General features: G+C 36.8%; 13 protein-coding genes. 9 read left to right on the top strand and 4 right to left on the bottom strand.

The genetic code is table 11. The features are described from left to right. Positions 1-42: 42 nt before the first annotated feature. Both BCR23_RS08295 and BCR23_RS08290 read left to right on the top strand, forming a co-directional pair. Complete coding sequence (locus BCR23_RS08295) at positions 43-612, top strand: GNAT family N-acetyltransferase (RefSeq protein ID WP_069635025.1); 570 nt, start codon at positions 43-45, stop codon at positions 610-612. 32 nt (positions 613-644) lie between these two features. Beyond that, complete coding sequence (locus BCR23_RS08290; RefSeq protein WP_069635024.1) at positions 645-1259, top strand: DUF1054 domain-containing protein; 615 nt, start codon at positions 645-647, stop codon at positions 1257-1259. Between the two features lie 101 nt (positions 1260-1360). On the opposite strand, the gene lepB is transcribed toward BCR23_RS08290, so the two are convergent. Next, entirely contained in the window at positions 1361-1906 is a 546-nt protein-coding gene (lepB, locus tag BCR23_RS08285; RefSeq protein WP_069635023.1) for a signal peptidase I, read from the bottom strand. A gap of 180 nt (positions 1907-2086) precedes the next feature. Here lepB and BCR23_RS08280 point away from each other — a divergent pair, with 180 nt between their 5' ends. Next, positions 2087-3172 carry an ABC transporter permease gene (locus BCR23_RS08280; RefSeq protein ID WP_069635022.1) on the top strand — a complete coding sequence of 362 codons (1086 nt, stop codon included), beginning with the start codon at positions 2087-2089 and terminating at the stop codon, positions 3170-3172. 17 nt (positions 3173-3189) lie between these two features. Continuing rightward, complete coding sequence (locus BCR23_RS08275; RefSeq protein ID WP_069635021.1) at positions 3190-3861, top strand: ABC transporter ATP-binding protein; 672 nt, start codon at positions 3190-3192, stop codon at positions 3859-3861. A gap of 234 nt (positions 3862-4095) precedes the next feature. On the opposite strand, the gene rpsD is transcribed toward BCR23_RS08275, so the two are convergent. Both rpsD and BCR23_RS08265 read right to left on the bottom strand, forming a co-directional pair. Continuing rightward, the gene (gene rpsD / locus BCR23_RS08270; protein WP_069635020.1) at positions 4096-4707 is read right to left on the bottom strand and encodes a 30S ribosomal protein S4; all 612 of its coding nucleotides are present in this window, start codon (positions 4705-4707) and stop codon (positions 4096-4098) included. 286 nt (positions 4708-4993) lie between these two features. After that, a complete protein-coding gene (locus BCR23_RS08265; protein WP_069635019.1) occupies positions 4994-6328 on the bottom strand; it encodes a TPM domain-containing protein in 1335 nt (444 codons plus the stop codon). A 417-nt stretch (positions 6329-6745) separates the two neighbouring features. Here BCR23_RS08265 and BCR23_RS08260 point away from each other — a divergent pair, with 417 nt between their 5' ends. The 3 genes from BCR23_RS08260 (at position 6746) to BCR23_RS08250 (ending at position 9090) form a co-directional block, all read left to right on the top strand. Next, positions 6746-7543 carry a formate/nitrite transporter family protein gene (locus BCR23_RS08260; protein WP_069635018.1) on the top strand — a complete coding sequence of 266 codons (798 nt, stop codon included), beginning with the start codon at positions 6746-6748 and terminating at the stop codon, positions 7541-7543. A gap of 100 nt (positions 7544-7643) precedes the next feature. Beyond that, the gene (locus tag BCR23_RS08255; protein WP_069635017.1) at positions 7644-8291 is read left to right on the top strand and encodes a DNA alkylation repair protein; all 648 of its coding nucleotides are present in this window, start codon (positions 7644-7646) and stop codon (positions 8289-8291) included. A gap of 22 nt (positions 8292-8313) precedes the next feature. Beyond that, on the top strand, positions 8314-9090 hold the full coding sequence (locus BCR23_RS08250; protein ID WP_069635016.1) for a Cof-type HAD-IIB family hydrolase: 777 nt from the start codon (positions 8314-8316) through the stop codon (positions 9088-9090). A gap of 62 nt (positions 9091-9152) precedes the next feature. Here BCR23_RS08250 and def read toward each other — a convergent pair whose 3' ends face one another. Then, positions 9153-9716, bottom strand: coding sequence for a peptide deformylase (def, locus tag BCR23_RS08245; protein WP_069635015.1), 564 nt, complete (start codon positions 9714-9716; stop codon positions 9153-9155). A gap of 284 nt (positions 9717-10000) precedes the next feature. On the opposite strand from def, the gene rpsO reads away from it, so the two are divergent. Further along, the gene (rpsO, locus tag BCR23_RS08240; protein WP_010761818.1) at positions 10001-10270 is read left to right on the top strand and encodes a 30S ribosomal protein S15; all 270 of its coding nucleotides are present in this window, start codon (positions 10001-10003) and stop codon (positions 10268-10270) included. A gap of 211 nt (positions 10271-10481) precedes the next feature. Next, a complete protein-coding gene (gene pnp / locus BCR23_RS08235) occupies positions 10482-12596 on the top strand; it encodes a polyribonucleotide nucleotidyltransferase (protein ID WP_069635014.1) in 2115 nt (704 codons plus the stop codon). Positions 12597-12776: the final 180 nt, after the last annotated feature.

The raw sequence follows: 12776 nt of genomic DNA, 5'->3' as shown, positions 1-12776 counted from the left end.
AATCGTTCTTTCTGTAAAGTAGTATAAAAAGCAGGTGGGAGTATGGAAATTGTCATCAATCGAAAGTTGATTTTTGCTGAGAATCAATATTTAGAAACGGAGCGCTTAAAGTTACGTCCTGTAACGTTGAGTGATGCTAATGATATGTACGAATATGCCTCTGATGAAGATACGGTTACCTACGTTTTTCCAATCCATCAATCATTGAAGGATACTAAAGAAAGTATTGCAAACTATTTTATGTCAGCTCCCCTTGGGAAATATGGCCTTGAGTTGAAGACAACTGGTAAATTCATTGGAACGATTGATCTTCGTGTTGTAGACCAACATAATATTGCTGAAATTGGCTATTCTTTAAACAAAGCATTTTGGGGTCAAGGGTATGTCCCAGAAGCAGCAAACGAATTGCTTCGTTTGGGTTTTGAAGACCTCCAATTGATGCGGATTTTTGCGATGCACGATATAGACAATCCTAAATCAGGTCGAGTGATGGAGAAAATCGGCATGAAAGTAGAAGGAGAAGTTCCGAATGCCCGTATGTGGAAAGGAAAAGCTGTTACAGATATCTTGCGAGGCATCACTTTAGAGGAATGGCAGCACCTGCATAATTAAACTACGAAACAACTCAGAGGAGAAATGACTACATGTTGATGTTTACTGAAAAAGATTTTGATGTATTTACAATAGAAGGATTAGATCCAAGAATGGAAGGGATTCGTTCAATCATCCAGCCAAAATTTCAAGAGTTAGATGATTATTTTGCTGATCAATTAGGGGAAAAGCTCGAAACAGAATTTTTCGTTCATATTGCTCAACATCGCCGCCGAACGGTTTATCCACCTGAAAATACTTGGTCTGCATTAAGTCAGAAAAAGCGTGGCTACAAAATGGAAGCTCACTTCCAATTGGGAATTTGGCCGGATTATTTATTCATGTGGCTATCGCTGATCGATAATCCTAAAAGCGAAAAAGAAATAGCTCAGGTTTTTTTAGACAATCAAGCGTTGTTTGATCAGTTGGACGATGATTTTTACTTATCGATTGATCATACACAACCAGAGATAGAACGGTTGAATGAAACTGATTTGGAGAAGCATTTGATTCGCTTTCGTGATGTAAAAAAAGGTGAATTTCAGATCGGTCGCATCATTAAAAAGACAGATGATTTGTTGAATGATCCAGAAAAAGCCCGTGACTATATGTTGAAAACCTATGAAGAGTTAGTGCCGCTGTATCAGCTGGCTATTGAGTTACAATAAGCAGATTAAAAACGCTCTAATCAAACGAATGTGATAACTAAAAAAAGAAGTGATAATTTATCGCTTCTTTTTTAGCTATCAAAGTGACAACAGTTAATAAACTACTGCACACCAATCTTATTTAATGGATAATACCGAAAGTAAACAACCCCGACAATATCCTCTTTATCCACAAAACCAAAATAACGACTATCATCCGCTTTTCGGCGATTATCTCCTAACACGAAATATTTCCCAGCTGGAACCACTTTCGCTGATCCAACAGCGATCGTTTCTAAACTAAAATCAGCAGTCAAAGGAGAACCATCTGTCAAATCCTGTTTAAATTCATCAAGGTAGGGTTCGTCATATTTTTTATCGTTGATATACAATTGATCATTCTCCATCCGAATAGTGTCCCCAGGTAATCCAACGACACGCTTAATAATCCGTTTCCCACTACTAGGGCTAGGAAATGTTGCTATGTCAAACCGTTTTGGACGAACTAAAGACGTCTGCCACAAGCGATCAGATTCATGATAGGTTGGCTCCATTGAAACTCCAACGACTTCTACAGGTGTTAAAAAAAAATTTCTCAAAAAAAGTGTAAACAGCAAAATCAATGTAAACTGCATGATTGTATAGAATGTCCCTTTTTTTTTCTTCATAAATAAACTCCTTTTTTGCATTTTTCTTTTAGTATATCAGAACAGCGCTTTTAATTTAGAAGATAAATAGAGAAATGTATGAAATTTTATAGAACTTAAAAAGCAGATATTTTGTTGGGATCTCGAAAATTTGCTATACTTTTTACAAAACTTATCAATTGATAAGGAGGAGAGAGGACTATGTTTTTAGCTTGGAATGAAATAACTCGATCAAAATTACGCTATGCATTGATAATCAGTGTAATGTTTTTGATATCGTATTTAGTCTTTTTTTTGACAGGTTTAGCGTATGGGTTAGCAGAAGATAATCGAACGGCTGTGGATAAGTGGCAGGCGGATGGTATTGTATTATCGGATGAATCGAACACCAATATTAATATGTCGATGATTCCAGTGAAATCAAAGGATAAGATTGAAGCAAAAGAAAAAGCAACCTTAGGGCAAACGCCAGCTGTAATCCAATTGGATAAAAAGAATGCCGAAAAAATCAATGCTAGTTTTTTTGGCATTAATAAAGATGAATTTTTAATGCCAAATATCGTTGAAGGAAAAGTATTTACGAATGAGAATGAAACGATTGTGGACAACAGTTTAAAAAAAGAAAATGGTGTTAAGCTTGGAGACACACTAAAACTAGCTGGCAGTACTAAGAAGATAAAAGTTGTGGGTTTTACAGACAATGCTAAATTTAATGTTGCGCCAGTACTGTATGTATCCACAGATGCTTTTCAGCAAATTCGCTTTGAAAGGTCAGATACCTCAGAAAACGCTCGAGTGAATGCGATTGTTTTCCGCGCAAAAGATGAATCCTTAAAAAATGTTCACTTAAAAGAGGGCGGACTGACTAGTTATAATATCAATAAATTCATCAATGAGTTGCCGGGATACAGTGCACAAGTACTGACTTTTGGATTTATGATTGGATTTTTAATCGTGATTGCAGCCATTGTTATCGGAATTTTTATCTACGTCTTGACTATGCAAAAAGCAACAATTTTCGGAATAATGAAGGCTCAGGGGATCTCTGGTTTTTATATTGCAGTATCTGTGATTGTTCAAACGTTTGTGTTAGCATTTTTGGGGATAACGATTGGTTTACTTGGCACTGTAGGAACATCTTTGGTATTACCTACAGCCGTTCCATTTCAGAGTAATTGGTTGTTTTTCTTATCAATCGGCGGAGTGATGCTGGTTATTGCGGTATTAGGTGCGTTATTCTCGGTTCGGACAATTGTGAAAATTGATCCACTGAAGGCGATTGGATAGAAAGGGGAGAGTTTAAAGTGAAAGCTATCGAATTTTTATCTGTGGATAAACGATTTTTAGATGGGGATACAACTATTGAAGCATTGAAACCTACGAATTTTTCTGTGGATAAAGGGCAATTAGTTGCGGTGATCGGTCCAAGTGGATCGGGGAAAAGCACTTTTTTGACCCTTGCAGGCGGATTGCAAACACCTACAAATGGTGAGGTTAAAATAAACAATGAAGCATTTAGTAAAGAAAATGAAAAAAAACGATCTAAGATCCGCTTTTCAGAAATAGGTTTCATCTTACAAGCATCAAATTTAGTTCCATTTTTAACTGTGGAAAAACAACTAAGATTGGTGGACAAGGTGAAGAGAGAAAAGACTGATGTGGATAAAGTCAATAAGTTATTAACAGAGTTAGGTATTGAGAAACTAAAGAAAAAATATCCAGATGAAATTTCTGGAGGAGAACGCCAACGGGTGGCAATTGCCCGAGCCTTATACAATGACCCCTCTATCATCTTGGCGGATGAACCAACAGCAAGTTTAGATTCTGATAGAGCTTTTGAGGTTGTAAAGATATTGGCCAGAGAAACAAAAGAAAAAAACAAGGCCACGATTATGGTAACTCATGATCGGCGCTTGATTGATTTTTGTGATAAAGTATTTGTTATGGAAGATGGTGTATTAGAGGAACAAGGGTGATAATGGCAGGAGATGGGATGGGCGTGCTTAGCTTTTATAAGTTGATGTGGTTGAAGTAAAGTACAGTCTGTTATCGTTTCACTATTTTTTGGATTTTAAGGGTCTGAGGTATAACTCGAAGAGTTATACCTCAGACCCTTTTTTGTATAGAAAAAAACCTTGTTCGTAAGAACAAGGTTTCCAAAGTAGATTGATATGGAATGGAAGCTGTAAGGCTTGTCTTCCAATCGAATCTTAAAGTTTTTGGTTGTAGTATTCAACGACAAGAGCTTCGTCGATATCAGGATATAACTCATCACGTTCTGGTAAACGAGTGAAGCTTCCTTCTAATTTTTCAGCGTCAAAGCTTACGAATGCTGGACGTCCAACAGTTGCTTCAACAGCTTCTTTGATTGTTACTACGTTTTGAGATTTTTCACGAACAGAAATCACTTGACCAACTTCAACGTGGTATGAAGGGATATCTACGCGTTTGCCATCTACTGTAACGTGACCATGGTTAACTAATTGACGTGCTTGACGACGAGTAGTTGCAAGACCTAAACGGTAAACGACGTTATCTAAACGTTGTTCTAGTAAGATCATGAAGTTAACCCCGTGTTTACCTTCTTTGATCTTGCTTGCTTTAACGAACAAGTTAACGAATTGACGTTCGTTCATACCGTACATATGACGTAATTTTTGTTTTTCAGTTAATTGCATACCGTATTCAGAAACTTTACCACGGCTGTTTGGTCCGTGTTGTCCTGGTTTGTATGGGCGACGTGCTAGTTCTTTACCAGTTCCTGATAGAGAGATACCTAGACGACGAGAGATTTTCCATGATGGTCCTGTATAACGTGACATTAAAAATTCCTCCAATAAAATAAGTTTTTTTGGAGTAAAATAATCTTTTGAAAAATTCATATTCGTTCAGTTCATTCTTCAACCTTCGCCTTTGCAGCCGTGGTTACGCAGTTGAACCTGAAAAGAAAAGCTGATAAAGTTTTTTAACCTTAGAAGCTAGATATCCAATCAAGGCAATGAATTGTTGACGAGTCTATTATTTTTCTGCTGCATTATTTTACACAAAGTATAGTATAGCGCAAAACAAGGGATAACTCAAGCTTTTTATTGAGCTATCCCGAATAAACTACCAGCCGCCAGAAGCGCCTCCTCCTCCTGAAGACCCGCCACCAAAAGAGCCCCAAGAAGACCCGCCGCCACTACCAGAAGAATCATCATCTGACCAGTTACTAGAATTATAGTTAGACGCTAAATAAGCAGTCGTTAAGATATCACCATTATTTGAATAAAGGGTATCACCGATTAAAATTCGACCAAATGCTTTTTGTTGAGCGGCTGGATTTCGTAACAATCTCCCTCTGGTAATTGCTCGACGTAAGCCTTTCTTAGATAGGATTAAAAAAGTTCCACTTAGCAGAATATAGTAAAAATCCGTTTGCTTTATTTTTTCACGCAGTAATTTGGGGTCATTTTGATCGATTGCTTTAGAGTAGACCGACAACTGCTCTTGGTACATATGGTAAGCTTGTTTTACTGTCTTTTTGGCACGAATTAATTTGATGATAAAAAATAAACTAGTGATCATGAGGAACAGTAACAAGATGAATGATCCCCAGTGAGAAAACTTAGTGGAACGTTGTTGTTCTTTGACTTGGTTGATTTTTGAATCCACCAACGCAGTTTTTGTATTCATCAATGCGAAGACTTGGTCTACTACTTGATTTACGCCAGCAACGTATCGTTCCTCTTTAAAGGCGTCGACTACAGTATCATCATTAATAATGTTGTCTGCTGTTCCATCGGGAATCAAGCCTTCTAGTCCATAGCCAACTTCTAAGCGGAATTTTCGATCATCTAATACAATCAAATATAAAATGCCGTTATTTTCATCTTTATTGCCGATTCCTAGTTGGTTAAAAATTTTATTCGCATATGATTCGACATCTTCACCATTGGGTAAACTTCTGACTGTTACTACTTCTAGTTGAGCACCATTAGTACTAGCAGCTAATAGTTTATTCAGATCGTAGATTTTTTTCTTCATTGGACCATCTAACATAGCTGCATTATCTGAGACAAAGATATTATTTTTGTTGATGATTAGATTACTATTCGTTCCTTCAATTGTAATAGAATAATTATTTTTTTGTTGAGGATATTCTTTTAAGTTGTCTAGATTTTCTTGTAAAACTGTGTCAAAAGATTTTGTTGCTACATCAGTTTTACCAGACTGAATATCTGTCCGTTCTTGTTGAAGCGTATACAATTGTTGATTATAAGAAGTCATTTTCGCAGGATAACGATTATCCGCTATAAAAAATAAGGTAAAAAGAAAGCCGCAAGACAAAAGAACCCACAATAGAATCACGGTGAAAATCTCATTTCTTCTTTTTAATGAACGATAATGATTAGTAATTCGTTGACTTAATGATGGACGATCGTTTTGGATGGATCTAGACATGATACTCCCCCCCTTTAAAGTAAATCCCAACAACTGACAAAAATTTGCTCTTCTTCATCCCGCATACAACTCCTTTTATAATAATCACAACACTAATACTTATTATTTTACCACTAGAGAAATAAAATTCATCCTCCTTTAGATGGATTTTTCGTTTCAAAATTGAACAGTTAGCATGCATAATTTTAGTGAAGGAACAGGAAATAGCTGGAATTTAAATCTATTAATAGGATATTCAAAAGTGGAGTGATGGGATGTTTGTCTATGTGGAATTCTTGCTTTTAATTTGTTATGTTATGAAAAAAAGTGATATTTTCGATGAAAAAGCACTAGACAAAACACCCGTTGGTCTTTAAAATAGTAAAGGATGTTTTTTGAAAATATAAATATGAAAACAAATTGAAAAGGAGAAATAAAATGAAACCAGTATCGCCATTATTTGAGCAGATCGACAAATCAATCAGTAAAAAAATGAACTTATTCCAAAGTAGTTTTATGCGTTATGCTTTTCGTGCTATTCTTGCGTGTATGTTTTTGACATTAGGAACAGCAGTAGCTTTTGCCATTGCCATGAAAGGTGAAGATATGGTACACGGCTTAGGTAAAATCCTTTACGCATTTATGTTTAGCTGGTCACTGGTTATGATCCTTTATATGAACGCTGAGTTAGGAACATCGAATATGTTATACATGACAGTTGGTGTATATCGTAAAAAGATCAATTTATCATTTGCAGCGAAAATTTTAGTTGCCTGTATTTTCTTTAACTTAGTTGGCGGTGTTCTTTTTGGTTACTTGATTTCATTGACAGTTCCTTATCAAGATCTAGCATCAGATAGTTTCTTTTTCACATCGATTGCTGGAAAATTAAATAAAACGACCACACAAATTTTAGTAGAAGCGATATTTGCAAATATCGTGGTAAATACAGCGGTGTTGGTAAGTATGCGTATGAAAGATGATGCTGGTAAAGTTGCGGCGATTGTTTTTATCATCTTTATCTTTGCCTTCTTGGGTTACGAGCACGTTATTGCTAATTTCCCTGCATTTAGTTTAGCGTATTTTGCTTCTCAAGGGACAATGGCGGCAATGACAGTTGGTAGTGTAGCGCACAACCTGTTCTTTGCTTTGATTGGTAACTTTATCGGTGGTGGCTTAGTAATAGGTTTAGGCTATGCATGGTTGAATAATGCGGATACGACATATTTGGATTAGATAAATCAGAGGCTGAAACGAGTACTTTCGTTTCGGCTTTTTTTGCCGTCTAAAGTTATTTGAAGTAAGATAGAGGAAAGAATAAAAGGAGAGCAATAGAATGGATGAAATAATTTTTCCGAAGAACGAAGAAAAAGCAGAGCAAATGGCTGCCTATATGAAAAATTTATTTCCTTTTGCAGGTGTTGCGGCACCTGAAAGAGCGGTGCTAGAGAAAGAACTTTTAAAATCTAGTAAAAAAATGTCATTTGAAGAGTTGTTCGATTTGGTTGTTTTTTACTATAATAAGCCTGAGCGAGAATATCAATATGTAGCAATTGATTTAGCTACAGTTAATGTCAAAGCTTTCTCCTTTGAAGAAGTATTGAGATTTAAACCTTTTGTGATAGAAAAAGCATGGTGGGACAGCGTAGATTCTTGGCGAAAGTTTTTTGGTCTTTGGGGATTTCATCATTTAGATGAAATGCCGCAGCTGTTTGAAGCATTTTTTGGTGAAGAAGATTTTTGGCATAGACGAATTGCAATCAATCTGCAATTATTATATAAAGAAAAAACAAACACTGTGTTGTTGAAAAAAGCGATTATTTATGATAAAACTACAGATGAGTTCTTTATTCAAAAAGCGATTGGCTGGTCCTTGCGTCAATACAGTAAAACTGATCCAGATTGGGTCCAAATGTTGATCAAGATGACCGACTTAAGCCCATTGGCCGTTAGAGAAGGCAGCAAATATTTGCCAAAAACATAGAAAGCGAGCGACTTATTACGCTATGAAAAGAAAACTTTTTGCATTTGATATCGATGGAACATTGCTAGGAACGGATAGACAACCGTTAGAAAGTACACGAGAAGCACTACGGATGTTGCGCAAACAAGGACATCTTGTCACGATTGCTACCGGACGCAGCCGATTTATGGCTCAAGACATTATCTTAGATTTAGATTTTTCCAATTATGTTCTTTGTAATGGTGCAGCTGCATTTTTAGACCATGAGCAGTACTATCAAAATCTATTAGATCAAGATGAATTACATCGCTTTGCCTCAGAAGTAGAAAAAAGAGAAATTGGACTTGCTTATGTTGGTTTAGACGAAGTGAAGAAAAATAATCACCACCGTCGTGAGCAAATGGTTGAAGCAATGGGCTCTATTGATTTTGAAGCACCAGAGTATGATGTGAACTTTCAAAAAGAAAATGATGTGTATCAAGCATTGGCTTTTTATGACAAATCTGTTGAAGGCATGTTTGATAATGAATTTTCTAAATTCCGTTTTATCCGCTGGCATTCTGAAAGTGTGGATATTGTACCGAAGAATGGTTCTAAGGCAGCAACTTTACTTAATTTAGCAGACCGCGTTGGGATCGAGCGGGAAAACATCATCACGTTTGGCGATGGTGAAAATGATAGAGAGATGCTACGGGAAGCAGGAATTGGTATTGCGATGGGCAATGCATTGCCTCATGTTCAAAAAGAAGCAAAAATTGTGACAGATACTAACGATAACGATGGTATTTGGAAAGCATTGAAAGAATTAAGAGCAATTTAGATAAAAATAAAGAAGGGATAAAACATACACCATGTTTTATCCCTTCTTTGCTTACTTTAAAATTATTCAATCACCAATACGCCGTCTTTTAAGGTGAATGGGTTCTTTTGATTGATATGATCATAAAACATTACACCATTCAAATGGTCGATTTCATGTTGAACAACGATTGCTTCATAATTTTTCAAGCGGATTTTTTGTTTTTCACCCGATGCATCAACATAAGAAAGAGTGATTTTGCTGTGACGTACCACATACCCTGGCACTTCACGGTCAACAGACAAGCAACCTTCGCCTTCGCCAAGACAAGCATCTTGTACGGAATGGCTTAAGATTTTAGGATTATACATTACGGCACTCAATACCGGTTCAGGATTTTCCAAATCGCCACTTGGCACGTGAACTGCTATGATTCGTTTAGAAATATCTAATTGTGGCGCAGCTAATCCTACACCGCCTCGTAATTTTAATTCTGCTGCTTTGACGGGGTCTTGGCTATTTTTTAAAAACTCCATCATTTCTTCCCCTAACTTAATGTCATCTGCAGAAAGCGGTAAGGCAACTTCTGATGCAACTTCTCTAAGGGTCGGGTTTCCTTCACGGATAATATCCTCCATGGTGATCATGGGATAATTCCTCCTTCAACTATTTTACAAATATGGATTTAACTTATTTGGAAAGCAATCCCATTTAATTGTGTATTTCTTCGCTTATTTAGTTTATCATAAATGCTTTAAAAAAGGGGATAAATTGTTCAAAAAACATGCAGATATTTAAGCTTAGTCTTGCATTTATGGATGCTTTCCTGTAAAGTATACCTGTGTGGAAACATACCGTCTTTTACTTGGTTGTGCGAATCACCAACGCATTACTCAGTAAGAAGATGACTAATTAAGAAGAGGTGAAAAACATGGCAATGTCAAAAGAAAAGAAAAACGAAATCATTAGCGAATACGCTCGTCATGAAGGAGATACTGGTTCACCAGAAGTACAGATCGCTGTATTAACTGCTGATATCAATCACTTGAACGAACACGCTCGCGTTCACAAAAAAGATCACCATTCTTACCGTGGACTAATGAAAAAAATTGGACACCGTCGTAACTTGTTAGCTTACTTACGTAAAACTGACATCCAACGTTACCGCGAATTGATCCAACGCTTAGGATTACGTCGTTAATCAAAAAAGGAAAAGCGAGATTCTTAATGAACCTCGCTTTTTAGCTTATTTAAAAGCGAAGGTTAAGTATCCTTAAAATACTAAAAATTAATCATCTTTGGAAAGTTTGAATGAATCTACTAACCAAATAAAAGGACTCAATTCTTTTGAATCTTTTCATTTGTTTAGTAGTAGTCTAACTTTTCCGAAGAAAAAAGGAGAAGATAAGTAGATGACAGAAAAAAAAGTGTTTAAAACGACTTGGGGCGGACGTCCCTTACAAGTTGAGATTGGCCAGTTAGCCAAACAAGCAAATGGGGCCGTATTAGTTCGTTACGGTGATACAGTTGTCTTAAGTGCAGCTGTTGCTTCAAAAGATGCGAGAGATTTCGATTTCTTTCCATTAACAGTCAACTATGAAGAAAAAATGTACGCTGTAGGTAAAATCCCAGGTGGGTTTATTAAACGTGAAGGACGTCCAAGTGAACGTGCTACGTTAACTGCTCGTTTGATCGACCGTCCAATTCGTCCAATGTTTGCTGAAGGCTTCCGTAATGAAGTACAAATCACTAATACAGTAATGAGTGTAGAACAAGATTGTACGCCAGAAATGGCGGCAATGTTTGGTTCATCTCTTGCATTAGCGATTTCAGATATTCCATTTGACGGACCAATCGCAGGTGTTGATGTTGGTCGTGTAGATGGCGAATATGTCCTAAACCCAACAGTAGAACAATCTGAAAAAACAGATATCGAATTAACCGTTGCTGGAACGAAAAAAGCCATCAACATGGTTGAAAGTGGTGCCAAAGAAGTATCAGAAGAAGATATGCTTGGTGCATTACTTTTCGGTTTTGATGCAATCAAAGAATTAGTTGCTTTCCAAGAAGAAATCGTTGCCGCTGTCGGTAAAGAAAAAATGGAAATCAAATTATTGCAAGTAGATGCTGATCTGAAAAAAGAAATCTTCGATGCTTACTACGCTTCAATGAAAGAAGCTGTTATGACAGAAGAAAAATTAGCTCGTGAAGTCAATATCGATGCTATCAAAGATCAATTGAAAGAAGCATACGCTGAAAAATTTGCTGGTCACGAAGATGAAGAGCAAGTAGCTAAAGAAGTGAAACAAATCGCTGAAGATCTAGAAAAAGACGTGGTTCGTGAGTTGATCACAATCGACAAAATCCGTCCTGATGGTCGTAAGTTAGATGAAATTCGTCCATTAGCATCAGAAATCGGTATTTTACCGCGTGTTCATGGTTCTGGATTATTCACTCGAGGACAAACACAAGCATTGTCTGTTGTAACACTAGCACCACTTGGTGAACACCAAATCATTGATGGTTTAGGGGTAGAAGATAGCAAACGTTTCATTCACCATTACAATTTCCCGCAATTCTCTGTTGGTTCAACAGGTCGTGCTGGATCTCCTGGTCGCCGTGAAATTGGTCATGGTGCCTTAGGTGAACGTGCAATGGCGCAAGTTATTCCAAGTGAAGCAGATTTCCCTTACATGATCCGTGTAGTATCAGAAGTCTTAGAATCAAATGGTTCTTCTTCTCAAGCAAGTATTTGTGCTGGGATCTTGGCATTGATGGATGCCGGTGTACCGATCAAAGCACCAGTTGCCGGAATCGCTATGGGACTTGTTAGTGATGGTGAAAACTATACAATTTTAACAGATATCCAAGGTCTAGAAGATCACTTAGGCGACATGGACTTTAAAGTAGCTGGAACAAAAGACGGAATTACAGCTTTACAAATGGATATTAAAATCCAAGGGATCACTGAACAAATCTTAACAGAAGCATTGACACAAGCTAAAAAAGCTCGTATGGAAATTCTTGCTGAATTGACATCAACGATTGCTGAGCCGCATTCAGAGTTAAGTAAATACGCACCGAAGATCGAAATGATCCAAATCGCTCCAGCCAAAATCAAAGATGTTATCGGTAAAGGCGGAGAAACAATCAATGGAATCATCGATGAAACTGGCGTTAAGATCGATATCGATCAAGAAGGTAATGTAAGTATTGCCTCTGCTGATGCAGATATGATCAAAAAAGCAATTAAGATCATTGAAGAATTGACAAAAGAAGTGGAAGTTGGACAAGTTTACCTTGGTAAAGTCGTTCGTATCGAAAAATTCGGTGCGTTTGTTAACTTAATCAAAGGAAAAGATGGTTTAGTTCATATTTCTCAATTAGCCAATGAACGTGTAAACAATGTAGAAGATGTTGTAAAACTTGGCGATGAAGTTCTTGTAAAAGTGACTGAAATCGACAAACAAGGTCGTGTCAATGTTTCACGTAAAGCGTTATTAACGGAAGAAAATAAAGAAAAATAAGCAAACAAATTTTGCTTTTGATTTAGATGTAAGTAAAGCAGAGTAAGGCATTCAGCCTGCTCTGCTTTTTTATGAAAATAACTTTATTTAATAAAAATAGGTAAAGACGCACCACAGCTCTTTTGTTTGTCTGGAATTAGTGGTAAAATTATTGCTATCAGTCTAAAGATTATTCGGGGT

The sequence above is a fragment of the Enterococcus quebecensis genome, assembly GCF_001730365.1.
Classification (GTDB): domain Bacteria; phylum Bacillota; class Bacilli; order Lactobacillales; family Enterococcaceae; genus Enterococcus_L; species Enterococcus_L quebecensis.
The sequence above is the reverse complement of the archived record's forward strand: the minus strand, read 5'-3'. Positions and strand labels throughout refer to the sequence as shown.

Excerpts from the sequence above, each read along its gene's own strand:
- BCR23_RS08295 (WP_069635025.1), top strand. The coding sequence starts at position 43 with ATGGAAATTGTCATCAATCGAAAGTTGATTTTTGCTGAGAATCAATAT.
- BCR23_RS08290 (WP_069635024.1), top strand. The coding sequence starts at position 645 with ATGTTGATGTTTACTGAAAAAGATTTTGATGTATTTACAATAGAAGGA.
- lepB (WP_069635023.1), bottom strand. The coding sequence starts at position 1,906 with ATGAAGAAAAAAAAAGGGACATTCTATACAATCATGCAGTTTACATTG.
- BCR23_RS08280 (WP_069635022.1), top strand. The coding sequence starts at position 2,087 with ATGTTTTTAGCTTGGAATGAAATAACTCGATCAAAATTACGCTATGCA.
- rpsD (WP_069635020.1), bottom strand. The coding sequence starts at position 4,707 with ATGTCACGTTATACAGGACCATCATGGAAAATCTCTCGTCGTCTAGGT.
- BCR23_RS08265 (WP_069635019.1), bottom strand. The coding sequence starts at position 6,328 with ATGTCTAGATCCATCCAAAACGATCGTCCATCATTAAGTCAACGAATT.
- BCR23_RS08260 (WP_069635018.1), top strand. The coding sequence starts at position 6,746 with ATGAAACCAGTATCGCCATTATTTGAGCAGATCGACAAATCAATCAGT.
- BCR23_RS08255 (WP_069635017.1), top strand. The coding sequence starts at position 7,644 with ATGGATGAAATAATTTTTCCGAAGAACGAAGAAAAAGCAGAGCAAATG.
- BCR23_RS08250 (WP_069635016.1), top strand. The coding sequence starts at position 8,314 with ATGAAAAGAAAACTTTTTGCATTTGATATCGATGGAACATTGCTAGGA.
- def (WP_069635015.1), bottom strand. The coding sequence starts at position 9,716 with ATGATCACCATGGAGGATATTATCCGTGAAGGAAACCCGACCCTTAGA.
- rpsO (WP_010761818.1), top strand. The coding sequence starts at position 10,001 with ATGGCAATGTCAAAAGAAAAGAAAAACGAAATCATTAGCGAATACGCT.
- pnp (WP_069635014.1), top strand. The coding sequence starts at position 10,482 with ATGACAGAAAAAAAAGTGTTTAAAACGACTTGGGGCGGACGTCCCTTA.